Genomic DNA, 16238 nt, shown 5'->3' on the forward strand with positions numbered 1-16238 from the left:
TATAAAAAAACCTCCCTTTTAGGAAGGCTCTTCTACATTTCTAAATAAACTCACTAATAACGCTTTTTGAGCATGCAATCGATTACCAGCTTGCTCAAAGACGATAGACTGCGGTCCATCTATAATTTCTCCTGTTACTTCTTCTTCACGATGGGCAGGTAAACAGTGTAAGAAACGATATGTTTGCTTCGCATGCTTAACAAGTTCGTTATTGATTTGGTAAGGTTGAAATAAAGTATACTTCTCTTCTTCGCCCTCTTGCCCCATGCTCATCCAAACGTCAGTATAAATGAAATCTGCTTCATTCACCGCTAATTCAGGATCATGCAAAACTTCAATTTCAGCTCCTGTTTCCTTGGCAATTGCTAACGCTTTTTTTACAATCTCTTCATTCGGTTCATACCCTACAGGCGTTGCCACAGTCATATGCATTCCAACTTTTGCACTCGCTAGCAACAATGAATGACATACATTATTTCCGTCACCTACGTAAGCCAATTTTATTCCTTTAAATGTATTTGTTTCTTCGTATATCGTCATAAGGTCTGCCAATGCTTGACAAGGATGATGATCATCCGTTAAACCGTTAATAACAGGAATACTCGATTCTTTTGCAAGCTCTTCTACATCCGCGTGTGAGAATGTACGTATCATGATCCCGTCAATATACTGCGATAATACTTTCGCAGTATCTGAAACGCTTTCTCCTCTTCCCATTTGCATCTCTTTCCCACTTAAAAACATACCATGTCCCCCGAGCTGTACCATTCCTGCTTCAAAAGATACACGAGTACGAGTTGAATGCTTATCAAAAATAAGCCCTAATATTTTGCCTTGTAATAAAGGCTCTTGCTTATTCTTTTTTAAATATATAGCGAACTCAATTAAAGAAATAATTTCTTCTTTCGTTAATTCTTCTAGTGTTAAAAGATCTTTCGTATTTAATTTCGGTACTTGTACAGTTGACATGAAACTTCCCCCTTATATGATTGATACGTTTTTTGTACAAACTACTTTTTTTATTATATATACTGCCTGTTCTAACTCTTCATTCGTGACAATGAGTGGCGGTAATAGTCTTATCACATTAGGACCTGCTTGTAATACGAGAAGTCCTTCGTTTTCTAGTTGTTCTATAAAACTTGCAACTTCATGCTTACACTCAATCCCAATCATAAGCCCCTTACCACGTATATTTTGAATACATTCGACATGCTGTAATTCCTCTTGCAACTTCTCTAATACGTACTCGCCTTTTTCTTGTACTTCTTTTAAAAACGATGTTTTTTTACTCACTTGCAATACTTCTTTCGCTGCAGCCATCGCGATGTAATTCCCGCCAAAAGTTGAACCGTGTGATCCTGCAGTAAACGATGTTCCTAGCTCTTTCCGGCCAAGCATCGCTCCGACAGGAACTCCATTCCCAAGTGCCTTTGCAACGGTAACGATATCAGGCTCTATTCGCACTTGTTCATAAGCGAATAGTGTTCCAGTTCTTCCTATCCCCGTTTGTACTTCGTCTATAATAAATAAGGAACCGAACTTATTACATAATGTTTCAATCTCTTTCAAAAAAGATAGATCAGCAGGTATTACTCCTCCCTCTCCTTGAACAACTTCTACCATTACCGCCGCAACTTCTTCATTCATTACTTCCTCTAATGCTTTAATATCGTTAAAAGGGATATGTAAAAAAGATGGAAGTAATGGACCAAATCCTTCTTTCACCTTATCTTGGCCCGTTGCACTCATCGTTCCAAATGTTCTACCGTGAAAAGACTGCTGGCATGTTACGACGAGAGATTTTCCAGTATGCTTACGTGCTAACTTTAAAGCCGCTTCATTTGCCTCTGCCCCACTATTACAGAAAAACACATAATCTAATGCTCTATTTTCTGTTAATAATGACGCAACTTCTTCTTGTAAGCTGTTTGTAAACAGGTTAGATATATGCCATATATCATCAAGTTGCTCTTGTACACCTTTGAGAACAGTAGGGTGACAATGTCCTAAATTACATACGCCAATTCCTGATGTGAAATCTAAATATTCCTTACCGTTATTATCAATAACTTTCGTTCCAGTTCCCTTTACAAACTCAATAGTTCTTCTGCCATACGTTTGAAAAAGATGACTCGTCATGCAATACTCACGCCTTTCGTTACCGTCGTTCCAATACACTCTCCCGTAACCTCAGTAAAATCTTTTGTACCATTCACAATACTTATCTTTTGCACTCCCATTTTTAATGATGCTAGTGCCGCCTGTACTTTCGGAATCATCCCACCTGTAATAACACCTGTTTCTATAAAAGTAGCAATTTCAGACTCATCCGTTTCCTTTACCAAATTCCCTTCATGTAATATTCCATCTACATCCGTAATAAAAATCAGCTCTTTTGCCCCTAACGTGGCCGCAATCCCAGCTGCAGCATTGTCCGCATTTATGTTATAAATTTCATTACCATTTACCCCGATTGGAGCAATAACAGGAATATACCCCATATTTATTAATCCTTTTAATAAGGCTGTTTCTACATAACTTACTTCCCCTACATATCCTATCTCCTCGCTGACAGGTTGAACTTGAAGTAAATTGCCGTCACACCCTGAACAACCTACCGCAAGTAAATTATGCTTTTGTAAATTCATTACGAGTTTTTTATTCGTACTTCCGCATAGCACCATTTGAACAACATCCATAACTTCTTTTGGTGTTATCCGTAATCCATCTCTTTTTTCTACGTTGATGTTACAATCTTTTAATTTGGCATCAATTTCTGGTCCACCACCATGGACAATCACTACTTTATACTTCTGCTGTAATTTCTTTATACAATCAAAAAACACATCATTTAATTGATTCAACATACTACCGCCGCATTTCACTACAATATAATCGCTCATCTTCTCTCTCCTTATGTACGATAACAAGCGTTTATTTTCACATATTCATAGCTTAAGTCACAGCCCCAAGCTGATCCTGTCTCTTCACCTAAGTGTAAGTACACATTAATGACTATTTCATCTTCTTGTAATCTCTCTTTCATTTTTTCTTCAGAAAATATTTGAGGCTCACTATTTTTTAATACCGATATAGATTGAAGAGTAATGTCAATTGTGTTCGGATTAATAGCTACTTCACTTTGTCCAATACTGCTAATAATTCGCCCCCAGTTTGGGTCTTCACCATGTATTGCTGTTTTCACAAGACTCGAACCGACTATTTGCTTTGCAATTTTTTTTGCCTCTTCATTCGTTTGAGCTCCTAGCACATTTACTTCTATTAACTTCGTAGCGCCTTCACCATCTTGCGCAATTTTTTTTGCTAAATCTTCACATACCTTCTGTAAAGTACATACGAAAGTTTCCCAATCTGTATGTTCCATATTTATCGGGCTTGTTTCTGATAATCCACTTGCCATAACGATGACCATATCATTCGTAGAAGTATCTCCATCTACCGTAATTTGATTAAATGTATGATTCGTAATTTGGGATAATGCTGTTTGCAATACGTCATGCTCTATATGAGCATCTGTCGTAATAAAACTAAGCATCGTTGCCATATTCGGATGAATCATCCCTGAACCCTTTGCAACACCCGCAATCGCCACTTTCTTCCCATCAATAATCATTTCATAGCAAGTTTCTTTCGTGATAAGATCTGTCGTTAAAATTGCTTCAGAAAAAGAATATGCTTCACTTTCTTCCTTCGTCGGTATAAGAGTTGCAATCCCCTTTCGGATTATATCCATCGGCAGTGGAACACCAATTACACCTGTTGAAGCTACTGCAACGTAATTTTCTTTCACTCCAAAATGTTCCGCCCCTAACGCGCGCATCTCGTATGCGTCTTGTAATCCTTGCATTCCAGTACAAGCATTTGCATTTCCACTATTAACGATAATTGCTTGTAACTTCCCTTCTGCCGTTATACTATCCTTCGTTACTTGCAAAGGGGCTGCTTGTATTTGATTCGTTGTATACACAGCGGCACATGATGCTGGTACGTCACAAACGATTGCCCCTAAATCCTTTTTCTCCTTTTTCAGACCATTTACAGTACCAATTGCCGAAAAGCCTTTTGGCGTTACAATTGAACCATTTTCTAATTTTGTAATAGACGCTACTTTAATCATCATGTCCCCCTTATAGATAAAGCGGCATATGTTGTAAACCTGTTGTCTCTTCTAGTCCCGCTATTATGTTTGCATTTTGAATCGCTTGCCCAGCCGCGCCTTTCATCATATTGTCTATAACAGAAACGACCGTAACTCTTTCAGTTCTTTCATCGTAAGCTATGCCAATATCACAATAATTTGAGCCTCTCACTTCTTTTGGACTTGGAAATTTCCCTTGCGTACAAATTCGGATGAAAGGAGATTGTTCATACGTTTCTTCATACAATTTTTGAAGTTGCTTTATTTCCATCTTTTGTTTTACTTTTGCATAAAGTGTAATCATAATTCCTCGTGATATCGGTATTAAATGTGTGCTAAATGTAATTGGCTGTGATTCACTATTCCATTCTGTAAGCATTTGCTCAATCTCTGGAACGTGCTGATGCTGGTTTACTTTATAGATATGTAAGTTATCGTATAGCTCAGGAAAATGAGTCATTGTTGTTGGTGTTTTTCCTGCTCCTGATACCCCAGATTTCGCATCAATAATAATCGAATCTTCTTCAATCATGCCGCTACGTATTAACGGCGCTATCGCTAGCAATGTGGCTGTAGCAAAACATCCTGGGTTTGCAATTAAATTTGCCTTTTGAATCTCAGTCCTTTTCCATTCACTTAACCCATACACTGCTTTTCTAAGAATTTCTTCTTTCGCTGCTGGCCTTTTATACCACAGTTCATATGACGAAGGATCTATCATACGAAAGTCTCCAGATAGGTCAATTACTTTTAAACCTTCTGCTACTAACTTGGGAGTTAACTCCGCTGATACTCCTGCTGGTGTTGCTAGAAATACGATTTCTGCTTCTTTCCCTATTGTCTTCACATCAATTTCTTGTAACGTATGAAAAAGGACATTTCGAAGATGCGGATATACATTTGTTATACACTCACCAACTTGCGAAAAAGAATGAAGAGATGCTATAGAAAAATATGGATGTTGTTCTAATAAACGAATTAATTCAATGCCCCCATATCCAGTGGCTCCAATAATTGCGACTTTCATAAGTTCCTCCTCAAATCGATTCTTTAAATTAAGTATGATTATAATATTGTATATTTATAGAGTCAATTAAATATTTATAAATTTTTAAATCTAAAAAAAACTTAATTTTATTAGAAAAATAATATACTCAACCGAATTTTTATACAAAAATAGTGCATAGTAGTTTTTTTATTTCACTTCAAGTACAATAAAACAATACATACGTACATACAGGCGGGAAAAAATATGAACGAAAAATTAATTGAGAAAATGATTATAAAAAGTTTTCAGCAATATCAATGCAGTCCAATATCAAAAGAAGATCAGGAAATGCTAGTGAAACATATTCAAACGGTGACTCATTCAAATATTGAAATTGATTTATACGAGGAGATTGAGGATATTGTTTATGATTATGTGACTGGAAAACAATAAAAAATAGGAGATTTCCATGTGGAAATCTCCTATTTTTTACTTAATGATTTACCTGCTACACGTTCAAATAAACCTGGGAATAAAGCATAAAGTTTTGGACCAATTCCCATCCACTTCGGTAAGTTTACTTCACGTTTTTTCGTGTGCATCGACTTTACGATTTGTTCTGCTACGTATGTTGGTTTTAACATGTAACGTCCCATATTCTTTACATATGTACCAGATTGATCCGCTATTTCAAAAAAGTTTGTATCTATCGGACCTGGATTAATTGCTGTAACATAAATATCTGTATTCGCTAATTCCATGCGTAAACTATTCGTAAATCCTAATACAGCATGTTTCGTTGCTGCATACGCACTTGATTTCGGAGTTGCAATTTTTCCGGCAAGTGAAGCAATATTAATAATATGTCCTTCGTTCTTGTTTACCATATAAGGTAGTACCGCTTTCGTACATGCTACTAATCCAAATACATTTACTTGGAACATATCTTTTACTTCACCCATTGACGCATCTTCAAACGTTTTAAAAATACCAAATCCCGCATTGTTTACTAATATATCAATACGTCCCACTTCTTGTAATACCTTTGAAAAAACAGACTGTACTTCCATCTCTTCACTTACATCTAATACATAATAATAGCAAGGCGTATTATAAGTTTCTTTAATTTTGTCTACTAACGCTTGTAGTTTCTCTTCTGTTCGAGCCATTAATACTGGAGTCGCTCCCTGTGCTGCAACTTGCATTGCAACTTGCTCACCAATCCCACTAGAAGCACCTGTAATGACGATTACTTTATTTTGTAAACGTCCTGTCATTGCTGTCACCTACTTTGCATAATAAATCAATTGTTGCGATGACTCATCAATCATCACTTGTTGATTATATGCTAAATAGTCCAATTGTCCAACCGTTTCTGAAATAGTAAGTGGTAATTGTTCTTTATATAATACCGGAAATAGTTTTACACATACTTCAAATGCTGTCATTGGTTTTTCCTTTAATAACTCAAGCACTTTAAAAGCACGTGTTTCTTGCTTTTGTAATCTCGTTTCAATAAGTTGTTTCACATTTAGAACATCTTCCCCATGCCCTGATAAAATGCGTGAAATATTCATTTCGCTTAAACGCTGTAATGTTTGATTATATTGTAGTAATGGGCGTGCCCGCTCTGTTTGCCCTTCATATGGCGGTTCTAGTATTGGATTCGAAGAAATATGACTAATGAGAGCATCTCCACCAATTAATATTCCATCAGATTCTCTATATAAAGAAATATGAGTAGAAGCATGACCTGGTGTTTCAAGTACTGTAAATCCAGGCAAAGAATCAATACGATCTCCTTCTCTCACAGTATGCGTTAACGATCTATTACAAGAATATTTAAGTGTCCTCGTCGTCAATAACGACTCGTCTTTCAAAAATGCTGCTGGCACACCAAACTGTAAGGCCGTCTCTCTAAAAAATTCATGATACCGCTTTAAAAATTCTGGATTTTGTGTAATCCAAGGCTCATTCCAAGGATGTCCAATAATATTCGTCTTCTCAGAAAATATATTTAAAAGTCCACAATGATCTGCATGATGATGCGTAATGACTACTGTTTCAATATCTTCTATCGTATGTCCTAATGCACCTAATTGACTTTCTAACGCATTCCTTGCCTCTTCTGTATTCGTCCCTGTATCAATTAATGTTAATGTCTCCCCCTCAACTAAAAACACATTCACAGTTTCCACTGCAAATGGTACAGGAATCTCCATTCGGTGAATCGCCGTCATGCTTAGCCCCCCTGTCTCTTTCCGGTTCAAAAATGAATACTTCTTCAGTTTACAACTTCTATATATATTTGTCATTATTTTCAGATAAAAAGAGGTGTTTCCTATAAAAAAACGAATGTATGTACATTTATAAGAATTTCTAACCAAAATTAAAGGAGGAACATCATGTCTATTCAAAACATTTCCTTTCTCGGTGCAGGCTCTATTGCCGAAGCTATTATTGGTGGCTTGTTACATGCAAATGTCGTTAAAGGTGAACAAATTACTGTAAGTAATCGTTCTAACGAGACAAGATTACAAGAGCTACATAAAAAATACGGTGTCAAAGGTACTCATAATAAAAAAGAATTACTTACTGATGCAAATATTCTTTTTCTAGCAATGAAACCAAAGGATGTTGCAGAGGCGCTTACCCCTTTTAAAGAATACATAAATAATAACGTGCTTATTATTTCATTACTAGCAGGTGTTTCTACTGACTCAATTAGAAAACTACTTCAAAAAGACGTTCCAATTATTCGTGCAATGCCAAATACCTCCGCAGCCATTTTAAAATCAGCTACCGCTATCTCCCCTTCAAAACATGCAACAGCGGAGCATATTCGCACTGCAACATCTTTATTTGAAACGATTGGTCTCGTCTCTGTTGTAGAGGAAGAAGACATGCATGCTGTCACTGCATTATCCGGAAGTGGACCTGCTTATATTTATTACGTAGTGGAAGCTATGGAAGAAGCTGCAAAAAAAATTGGTTTAAAAGAAGATGTTGCAAAATCACTTATTCTTCAAACGATGATTGGTGCTGCTGAAATGCTAAAAGTAAGTGACAAACACCCTTCTATTTTGAGAAAGGAAATTACTTCTCCTGGTGGAACTACCGAAGCAGGTATTGAAGTATTACAAGAACATAAATTTCAACAAGCACTTATTTCTTGTATTACACAGGCAACGAAACGATCACATAATCTTGGAAAAACATTAGAACAACTAACAAAAGAAAAATAGAAAAAGGAGCTCAAGTTTATTTGAGCTCCTTTTTCTATAATTACACTTAGTTATTGTTCTTCCCAAAAATCTCTTCTTGCAGGCGACGACCAGTCGGCGTTGCTGCAAGTCCACCTTCTGCTGTTTCACGAAGTGCTACTGGCATCGTTTGTCCGATTCTAAACATTGCCTCAATTACTTCATCACATGGAATTGTACTCGTTACACCAGCTAATGCTAAATCTGCTGAAATCATCGCATTCGCAGCTCCTGCTGCATTACGTTTTACACAAGGTACTTCTACAAGTCCTGCAACAGGATCACACACTAAACCAAGCATGTTCTTTAATGAAATTGCCATCGCTGTAGCTGCTTGATCTTGTGTTCCACCAGCCATCTCAACTGCAGCTGCAGCCGCCATTCCACTTGCTGAACCAACTTCAGCTTGGCATCCTCCCGCTGCACCAGAAATACAAGCGTTATTCGCAACAACCATACCGAAAGCTCCTGCTGTAAATAAGAATTCAATCATTTCTTCACGTGTAGGCTGCAATTTTTCTCTTAGTGCAAATAGTACACCTGGCACTGTTCCAGCAGAACCTGCTGTTGGTGTTGCACAAATAATTCCCATCGCTGCGTTTACTTCATTTGTTGCAACAGCTTTGCTTACTGCATCCAAAATCGTATCTCCAGATAAGCCTTTTCCACTCTTCATATACGCTTGAACTTTTACAGCATCTCCACCAGTTAAACCAGTTGGTGATTTCACGCCGCGAATACCACGTTCTACTGCTTGCTCCATCACGACTAAGTTCTTTTCCATACCAGCAATTACTTCTTCACGTGAAATACTTCTTGTTTCCATTTCACATTGAATCATAATTTCTGCGATTTTTACATTTTGTTCTTTAGCTTGCGCCACTAGTTCCGCTGCGTTCCGAAACATGGTGTGTCCCCCCTGCAATTATTCCATAATAGTTACTTGACAAATATTTTGTTGCGCTTTTATTTCTTCAATTACTTCATCTGCTAATAATTCATCTGTTTCAATGACCATAAGCGCTCTTCTTCCTTTTTCTTTACGAGAAACACTCATTGTGCTAATGTTAATCTCATGTTTCGCAAGGATTGAAGCTACCGCTGCAATAGCACCGAAGCGATCGTTATTTACAATAAGTAGTGCTGGGCTCGTGCCTGATAATTGAAGATCGAATCCGTTTAATTCTACAACTTCAATTTTACCGCCACCAATTGAGCAAGCAACAACTTCAATTTCATCTTCACCTTTATACAAACGAATTCTCGCTGTATTTGGGTGAGGTGCATTGGCATCTTCTTCAATGAATTCCACTTCAATTTCGCGCTCTTTTGCTATTTCTAGCGCCTCTGGAATACGTAAGTCATCTGTTTCAAATCCTAATATTCCACCGATTAGTGCTACATCCGTACCATGCCCTCGATACGTCTTTGCAAATGATCCATATAACGAAATGCTTACTCTTTCTGGTTCATGACGAAACAGCTGGCGAGCAACTTGCCCCATTCTTGCTGCGCCTGCTGTATGTGAACTTGATGGTCCAATCATAACTGGACCGATAATATCAAATACTGAGCGATACTTCATCATAACTCCCCCTAAACCTCTATGAAAAAATTTATTCTACTATTCTATTAAGCTGCTACATCTGTCGCTTTTCCAGTTGTACCACGAATTTGTTCTGCTGTACGAATTGGATAGTTTTTGAATAAAAGTAATCCAATATAACCTGAAATAATACCAGTTATCATAATACATAAGAATCTTAGCATTATTTTCATTTAAAAATGATACAAGATAATCCAGAATAAAGTCTGGTAGCAATCCAAAGTTTAACACAGAAGCCATTGCAAGCATAGCATAAACAAGTGATATAACCATTGCTAATGCAACTAAATTTGCACCCGCTATTCCGCCTAGACTACCTGCTGATGTTCTGAACTCTTTTAAAGAGTGGTGTACCAATTAAATCTCCACTACCTTATTAATAAAAAGCTTCTACTAAGGAACTCGCAATAGCTACACTTGCTAATCATATCGTTTAGCTAAAAAGTGAAAAAGACTTATGACAAATAATAGTAATATCTTTCCTATTATAATTCTCGTGTTACTCTCTCATGATTTAGTCAACTTCACTTGTTACGATAATGACTAAAATACATGCGGCTTATCATAAATTATAATCTGCCCTCATTATAGCTTGTTTTTTATAAAACGCTTACTTTTGTTGAATTTTAAAAGTTCTGAATAAAAGTCCATTTCTGCTATTTGTATCACTTGTATGTCATCTGACTTATATAACAGTTTTTCTAAATAATCATTATTTCGTATTTTTATCCTATATATTCAAACCATCCTAATTTTCTGTATCATCCAAGTATAAGTATAAAATAATAACAGTTTTATTTTTAAATTTTTTTAGACATAAAAAAATGGTAACCCGCTGTTACCATTTTTTACAAAATAATTATTTTTCTACTGGGAATGATTTCAAATCTGTCGCTATTTCTGTATTAGAAAACAACTCTCTAGCCTCTTTCAATAATTCCTTATATGTATCTCCTTGATAGCGAGAACTAATGTGAGTTAATATTAGTCGCTTCGCATTTGCCTGAAGTGCAATGCTCGCAGCTTGCTTAGATGTAGAATGAAAATAATCATACGCTTGTTGCTCATCTTCTGCTGCGAAAGTCGCTTCATGGACAAGTACATCTGCATCTTGCGCAAGCTCCCTACTCGCTTCGCAATATCGCGTATCACCTAAGATAGTAATAATTCTTCCTTTTTGAGGTGGGCCGATAAACTCATTTCCATTTAATATCGTGCCATCCTCTAATTCAACTACTTCACCATCTTTTAAACGTTTAAAGATTGGACCTGGTTTCACACCCATCTCAAGCAACTTATCAACTAAAAGAGCACCTTGTATATCTTTCTCTACAATACGATATCCAAAGCATTCTATACCGTGTGACAATCTTTTCGTTTCTACATAAAATTCATTATCTTCAAATACGGTACCTTCTTCTGTTATCTCCACAACTTCAAGTGGATATTTCACATGTGTCGTACTTACCGATAATGCCACTTCAATAAATTGTTTAATTCCTTTCGGTCCATACACCGTTAAAGGCGTAGTTCCTCCTTGAAATGAACGGCTACCTAATAAACCAGGCAATCCAAAAATATGATCGCCATGTAAATGCGTAATAAATATTTTTTCAATGCGGCGCGGACGTACAGATGTATGTAATATTTGATGTTGCGTGGCCTCACCACAATCAAATAACCAAGTTTGTCCTCGTTCTTCTAACAATTGTAAAGCAATTGCTGAAACGTTCCTTCCTTTTGAAGGAACACCTGCACCAGTTCCTAAAAATACAAATTCCACTTTCTTTCCTCCAGCTCTAAATATACTCTATCTCTCATCTTACGGAATGTTATTTCAAATGGCAAATTGAATTTACATAACCAAACATCTAGACAACTATATAACACGAACGTTATACTCAAAAAATTTAGCTATCGTTCGTGTTTTGTGTTAAAATAATTATACTACATTTTAAGGGAGCGTTTTATTATGAAAGAAGTATTTCGTTTACAAACTGATTTTTCATCTTCATTTGATCGCTGGGTAAGTTCTTTCGTGTCTGATCACCCAGCACAATTAGAATGGACAACTTTAAAGGAATTAATCCATGAATATACAACATCACATACAAATGATACGTTACCAGCATATATTTCTTCAGCTTTAACATATTACGCCCAACGCGTTTCAACTACAAACAGTTCAGAGATTGTTATTTTTGAAAACCCTACAATCTCGTAATCTATAATAAAAAAGCACTGGTTACAGTGCTTTTTTATTTATACTTATTTAACAAATGATCATATTCCATCCAAAAGTCGGTATACATACTTCGCTCAAACTCATTTAAAATTATCTTTTCACTTGATTTATTGAATAATTCTTTTGCCTGTAGCGCAAAAGAAACAATTTGTTTTCTATATTCATTTTCATTTACTTCTATATGAAGCCCTTCATAGTATATAGCCTTTTGATCAGTAGAAATAACTTTGACAAAATCCTTTAAAACCACATTTTCACCTATATGGTTTATAGTCCAATGAATTGAAATTGGGCATCCTAACATGAGCATAGTGCCACATCCGTGCAAAATAAGCCCCTCTTCATTTTCAATATCACAAATATATTCTTTATCTAAAGTTCGTAACAGAGCTAAAGCTGATTCACTTATTCCCCATTCCTCATCCATACCTGTTTGTGTAATAATCGTTCCATCCACATTTAAATAAATTTCCCCGTGAGAACATAAATCTTCCTGCTCATTAAACAACCACTTTTGATTCTCAATATTTATAATAAAATTTTGTGGTACCATTACAAATTCCCCTTTTATAAAAATATTTATTTTTCATATTATTTATAATCAATATCATACATTTCATCCCACATATCTATTATAAATCCGTTTAATATTTTAAAAACACAGATAAAAAAGATATTGACACTACAATTTTACAGTGCTAACATTCAACATGTAATTGAATATGGTCTCTGTTAGGTGAGGCTCCTGTATAGAGAAACGCTGCTGCCCAAAAATGTCGAGAGACGCCAATGGGTCAACAGGAAAGGTCGGAATGAAGGCCTTTTTTAATGTAGCTGGTTTCAGTACCTATGCTATACAGTGCTAAAACTCAACGAGGGAGAGGTGCATGTATTTTGTCATACACAAAAACTGTTTTTATTTATGTCTACTAACAGTCTTTGTTGTGGACTCTTTTAACTGCGAATTCAGACCTTTACTCGTTTTGAGTAAAGGTCTTTTTACGTCTATATGCACCTTACTATGAAACAAACATAGCATATTCAGAAACTACTAAATTGTACGGAGGTGAGGAACAGTTGGCAATTGATGATTCGGCCCATATACCCATACGTTTTACATTCATATTTCATCATGTAGGTAGGAAAGAAACTGTTCCTCACCATTTCAAATAGTTAGGTAACAGATTGTTTCCTCCTTCATGACAGAGGAGGAACTACCGATGTTTAATTTACAAAGACAAGAAACAAAGCATGCTTATGAGCAAGATAGCATGAAAACAAATAACGAATTATTAGTGGAGGTTGCAACACAAGATGTAAGCTCTGCGTTAAAACTTTTAGAAACAACACAAGATGGATTATCTAAACAAGAAGCGTCTCGTAGACTTTCTTTATGTGGTCCGAACGAAATAGCTCATAATAAAATGGCGCCGTGGTACATTCAATTTCTGTCGGCATTTAAAAATCCATTTATTTTCGTTTTATTAGCTCTTGGAGCACTCTCCTTTTTCACGGATGATATGCAAGGAACAATTGTCGTATCTGCAATGGTACTACTTAGTGCAACAATTCGGTTTTCCCAAGAATTTCGTTCTCAAAAAGCTGCCGATAAGTTAAAGGCTATGGTTCGAACAACTGCGAGCGTATTTAGAATAAATGGATTTGTACATGAAACAAAAAATGTAACGAATTTAAATCGAAATTACACAACAGAAATTCCAATTGAGGAACTTGTACCTGGCGATATCATTTCCCTTTCAGCCGGTGATATCGTTCCAGCTGATGTGCGTATTGTATCCGCTAAAGATTTATTTGTTAATCAATCTTCTTTAACAGGGGAAGCACTTCCTGTAGAAAAATACGAACACTGCTACCATACAGAAAATAAGCATATCTTACCGACAAACATGAAAAAAAATTACAATCCACTCGATATGGAAAACCTTTGTTTCATGGGAACAAATATTGTAAGTGGTAGCGCAAAAGCTGTTGTCATCTCAACAAGTACCGATACGTATTTCGGCTCTTTAGCCAATAAGGTAATTGGAAAGCGTGTAGAAACAAGCTTTGATAAAGGTGTAAACAAAGTAAGCTGGCTCTTAATTACATTCATGCTTATTATGGCACCTATTGTCCTTCTCATTAATGGATTCACAAAAGGTGATTGGCAAGAAGCTTTCTTCTTCGCTATTGCCGTCGCTGTCGGCCTTACACCTGAAATGTTACCGATGATTGTAACTGCTAATTTAGCTAAAGGTGCCGTTAACATGTCTAAACAAAAAGTAATTGTAAAACAGCTAAATTCTATTCAAAACTTAGGTGCTATGAACATTCTTTGTACAGATAAAACCGGAACTTTAACAGAAGATAAAGTTGTCCTTGTTCGTCACTTAGATCCCAAGGGAAATGAATGCAATCGCGTCTTGCAATTTGCCTATTTAAATAGTTTCTATCAAACTGGATTGAAAAATTTAATAGATAAAGCTGTTATTAAGCATACAGAGGAAAACAATACATTTAATCCATCAGCTTTTCAAAAGCTAGATGAAATTCCATTCGATTTCGCCCGCCGGCGTATGTCAGTCATCGTAAAGGATATTTCAGGTGAACATACAATGGTTTGTAAAGGTGCCGTAGAAGAAATTTTATCAATTTGTAACTACACTGAAGTGGATGAAAAAATCGTTCCACTCACCGAGGAAATACGTTCAAATGTCAAAAAACTAAGTGAGACACTAAATAGTGAGGGTATGCGGGTTATTGCTGTGGCTTATAAAAAAGATAGAAGAATAAATGATACAGAGTACGCAGTAAAAGACGAAACTGATATGATTCTCGCTGGATATATCGGCTTTTTAGATCCACCGAAACCATCTGCAGCAGCTGCAATTCAAGCATTACAAAAACATGGTGTACAAGTGAAAATTTTAACTGGCGATAACGAAATTGTTACAAGAAAGGTTTGTAAAGAAGTTGGATTAGATATCTGCGAACCAATCCTCGGTTACGAGATTGATTCTTTACCAGATAAAGCATTAGCAAGACTTGCCGAAGAAACGACTGTATTTGCGAAGCTTAATCCAATGCAAAAATCTCGTATTATACACGCATTACAAGGAAATGGACACACTGTAGGTTACATGGGAGACGGCATTAACGATGCTGTAGCATTACGTGAAGCTGATGTCGGAATATCTGTTGATACTGCTACTGATATTGCGAAAGAAGCTTCCGATATTATTCTACTCGAAAAAAGTTTAACTATATTAGAAGCAGGGATTTTAGAAGGACGTACTACATTCGGAAATATTTTAAAATATATTAAGATGACAGCTAGCTCTAACTTCGGTAATGTGTTTAGCATGTTAGTAGCAAGTGCTTTCATTCCTTTTTTACCGATGCTTGCCATTCATCTTTTAATTCAAAACTTACTTTATGATATTTCACAACTTTCTATTCCATGGGACAAAATGGATAAAGAGTTTCTAGAAAAACCACGAAAATGGGATACTGCAAACTTACGAAACTTCATTATTTGTATCGGCCCAATTAGTTCTATATTTGATATTATCACATACGTAGTCATGTGGAATGTATTTGGTGCAAATACATCGAGCGAGCAATCATTATTCCAGTCCGGTTGGTTTGTCGTTGGATTGTTAACACAAACTTTAATTGTTCACATGATAAGAACACAAAAGATTCCATTTATTCAAAGCACTGCATCAACACCAGTCGTTTTATTAACCGCTCTTATTATGGCAATCGGGATTTATATTCCATTCTCACCACTTGGTGCAGCCGTTGGTTTACAAGCATTGCCACTTAACTATTTCCCTTGGTTAGTAGGAATACTATTAGGCTACGCTTTTTTAACACAATTCCTGAAAAAGCTTTATATTAAAAAGTTTCATAGCTGGTTGTAAAAATAAGAATGAGTATCCCCCGCTCATTCTAAAAAACATAACACATAT

Annotated in this window: 15 protein-coding genes and 1 riboswitch; of the genes, 4 read left to right on the forward strand and 11 right to left on the reverse strand. The window is 36.2% G+C overall.

Annotation, left to right across the window (positions count from 1 at the left end; translation table 11 throughout):
• Positions 1–18 precede the first annotated feature (18 nt).
• From argF to argC, 5 genes are read right to left on the reverse strand one after another with little or no spacing between them, the layout of a single operon-like run.
• On the reverse strand, positions 19–969 hold the full coding sequence (gene argF / locus GBN91_RS01805; protein ID WP_000108853.1) for an ornithine carbamoyltransferase: 951 nt from the start codon (positions 967–969) through the stop codon (positions 19–21).
• Positions 970–981: 12 nt separating this feature from the next.
• The gene (locus GBN91_RS01810; protein ID WP_049106617.1) at positions 982–2142 is read right to left on the reverse strand and encodes an acetylornithine transaminase; all 1161 of its coding nucleotides are present in this window, start codon (positions 2140–2142) and stop codon (positions 982–984) included.
• Entirely contained in the window at positions 2139–2906 is a 768-nt protein-coding gene (gene argB / locus GBN91_RS01815; RefSeq protein WP_001286793.1) for an acetylglutamate kinase, read from the reverse strand. The genes GBN91_RS01810 and argB overlap by 4 nt, the downstream gene beginning before the upstream one ends.
• 11 nt (positions 2907–2917) lie before the next feature.
• Positions 2918–4141: a bifunctional glutamate N-acetyltransferase/amino-acid acetyltransferase ArgJ gene (argJ, locus tag GBN91_RS01820; protein WP_000598394.1), complete on the reverse strand. Its 1224-nt coding sequence runs from the start codon at positions 4139–4141 to the stop codon at positions 2918–2920.
• Positions 4142–4151: 10 nt separating this feature from the next.
• On the reverse strand, positions 4152–5189 hold the full coding sequence (argC, locus tag GBN91_RS01825; RefSeq protein WP_000861244.1) for an N-acetyl-gamma-glutamyl-phosphate reductase: 1038 nt from the start codon (positions 5187–5189) through the stop codon (positions 4152–4154).
• Between the two features lie 225 nt (positions 5190–5414).
• Between argC and GBN91_RS01830 the strand changes: the two genes are divergently transcribed.
• Positions 5415–5603, forward strand: a complete 189-nt coding sequence (locus GBN91_RS01830; RefSeq protein ID WP_001003222.1) for a YqzH family protein — start codon at positions 5415–5417, stop codon at positions 5601–5603.
• 29 nt (positions 5604–5632) lie between these two features.
• Here GBN91_RS01830 and GBN91_RS01835 read toward each other — a convergent pair whose 3' ends face one another.
• On the reverse strand, positions 5633–6427 hold the full coding sequence (locus GBN91_RS01835; protein ID WP_000147794.1) for an SDR family NAD(P)-dependent oxidoreductase: 795 nt from the start codon (positions 6425–6427) through the stop codon (positions 5633–5635).
• Between the two features lie 9 nt (positions 6428–6436).
• Positions 6437–7390 carry an MBL fold metallo-hydrolase gene (locus tag GBN91_RS01840; protein WP_000125119.1) on the reverse strand — a complete coding sequence of 318 codons (954 nt, stop codon included), beginning with the start codon at positions 7388–7390 and terminating at the stop codon, positions 6437–6439.
• Positions 7391–7555: 165 nt separating this feature from the next.
• Between GBN91_RS01840 and proI the strand changes: the two genes are divergently transcribed.
• On the forward strand, positions 7556–8395 hold the full coding sequence (proI, locus tag GBN91_RS01845; protein WP_000027250.1) for a pyrroline-5-carboxylate reductase ProI: 840 nt from the start codon (positions 7556–7558) through the stop codon (positions 8393–8395).
• A gap of 46 nt (positions 8396–8441) precedes the next feature.
• Here the strand turns inward: proI and sdaAA are convergent, their stop codons facing one another.
• The 3 genes from sdaAA to rnz form a co-directional block, all read right to left on the reverse strand.
• Entirely contained in the window at positions 8442–9320 is an 879-nt protein-coding gene (gene sdaAA / locus GBN91_RS01850; RefSeq protein ID WP_000489461.1) for an L-serine ammonia-lyase, iron-sulfur-dependent, subunit alpha, read from the reverse strand.
• An 18-nt stretch (positions 9321–9338) separates the two neighbouring features.
• Positions 9339–9998: an L-serine ammonia-lyase, iron-sulfur-dependent subunit beta gene (sdaAB, locus tag GBN91_RS01855; protein ID WP_000877445.1), complete on the reverse strand. Its 660-nt coding sequence runs from the start codon at positions 9996–9998 to the stop codon at positions 9339–9341.
• A gap of 880 nt (positions 9999–10878) precedes the next feature.
• Positions 10879–11802 (reverse strand): ribonuclease Z, encoded by a 924-nt coding sequence (rnz, locus tag GBN91_RS01865; RefSeq protein WP_000397455.1) that lies wholly within the window; start codon positions 11800–11802, stop codon positions 10879–10881.
• A 189-nt stretch (positions 11803–11991) separates the two neighbouring features.
• Between rnz and GBN91_RS01870 the strand changes: the two genes are divergently transcribed.
• Entirely contained in the window at positions 11992–12243 is a 252-nt protein-coding gene (locus GBN91_RS01870) for a DUF3932 family protein (RefSeq protein WP_000665709.1), read from the forward strand.
• Between the two features lie 34 nt (positions 12244–12277).
• Here GBN91_RS01870 and GBN91_RS01875 read toward each other — a convergent pair whose 3' ends face one another.
• Positions 12278–12817 carry a hypothetical protein gene (locus GBN91_RS01875; protein ID WP_000249063.1) on the reverse strand — a complete coding sequence of 180 codons (540 nt, stop codon included), beginning with the start codon at positions 12815–12817 and terminating at the stop codon, positions 12278–12280.
• A gap of 168 nt (positions 12818–12985) precedes the next feature.
• A riboswitch (M-box (ykoK) riboswitch) is annotated at positions 12986–13153 on the forward strand.
• 331 nt (positions 13154–13484) lie between these two features.
• Between GBN91_RS01875 and mgtA the strand changes: the two genes are divergently transcribed.
• A complete protein-coding gene (gene mgtA, locus GBN91_RS01880) occupies positions 13485–16190 on the forward strand; it encodes a magnesium-translocating P-type ATPase (RefSeq protein WP_152121223.1) in 2706 nt (901 codons plus the stop codon).
• Positions 16191–16238: the final 48 nt, after the last annotated feature.

The organism is Bacillus sp. B1-WWTP-T-0.5-Post-4, from assembly GCF_009183795.1.
Taxonomy (GTDB): domain Bacteria; phylum Bacillota; class Bacilli; order Bacillales; family Bacillaceae_G; genus Bacillus_A; species Bacillus_A cereus.

What these genes read in the sequence shown, in the direction of transcription:
- argF (WP_000108853.1), bottom strand. Translation starts at nt 969, where the DNA reads ATGTCAACTGTACAAGTACCGAAATTAAATACGAAAGATCTTTTAACA.
- GBN91_RS01810 (WP_049106617.1), bottom strand. Translation starts at nt 2,142, where the DNA reads ATGACGAGTCATCTTTTTCAAACGTATGGCAGAAGAACTATTGAGTTT.
- argB (WP_001286793.1), bottom strand. Translation starts at nt 2,906, where the DNA reads ATGAGCGATTATATTGTAGTGAAATGCGGCGGTAGTATGTTGAATCAA.
- argJ (WP_000598394.1), bottom strand. Translation starts at nt 4,141, where the DNA reads ATGATTAAAGTAGCGTCTATTACAAAATTAGAAAATGGTTCAATTGTA.
- argC (WP_000861244.1), bottom strand. Translation starts at nt 5,189, where the DNA reads ATGAAAGTCGCAATTATTGGAGCCACTGGATATGGGGGCATTGAATTA.
- GBN91_RS01830 (WP_001003222.1), top strand. Translation starts at nt 5,415, where the DNA reads ATGAACGAAAAATTAATTGAGAAAATGATTATAAAAAGTTTTCAGCAA.
- GBN91_RS01835 (WP_000147794.1), bottom strand. Translation starts at nt 6,427, where the DNA reads ATGACAGGACGTTTACAAAATAAAGTAATCGTCATTACAGGTGCTTCT.
- GBN91_RS01840 (WP_000125119.1), bottom strand. Translation starts at nt 7,390, where the DNA reads ATGACGGCGATTCACCGAATGGAGATTCCTGTACCATTTGCAGTGGAA.
- proI (WP_000027250.1), top strand. Translation starts at nt 7,556, where the DNA reads ATGTCTATTCAAAACATTTCCTTTCTCGGTGCAGGCTCTATTGCCGAA.
- sdaAA (WP_000489461.1), bottom strand. Translation starts at nt 9,320, where the DNA reads ATGTTTCGGAACGCAGCGGAACTAGTGGCGCAAGCTAAAGAACAAAAT.
- sdaAB (WP_000877445.1), bottom strand. Translation starts at nt 9,998, where the DNA reads ATGAAGTATCGCTCAGTATTTGATATTATCGGTCCAGTTATGATTGGA.
- GBN91_RS01870 (WP_000665709.1), top strand. Translation starts at nt 11,992, where the DNA reads ATGAAAGAAGTATTTCGTTTACAAACTGATTTTTCATCTTCATTTGAT.
- GBN91_RS01875 (WP_000249063.1), bottom strand. Translation starts at nt 12,817, where the DNA reads ATGGTACCACAAAATTTTATTATAAATATTGAGAATCAAAAGTGGTTG.
- mgtA (WP_152121223.1), top strand. Translation starts at nt 13,485, where the DNA reads ATGTTTAATTTACAAAGACAAGAAACAAAGCATGCTTATGAGCAAGAT.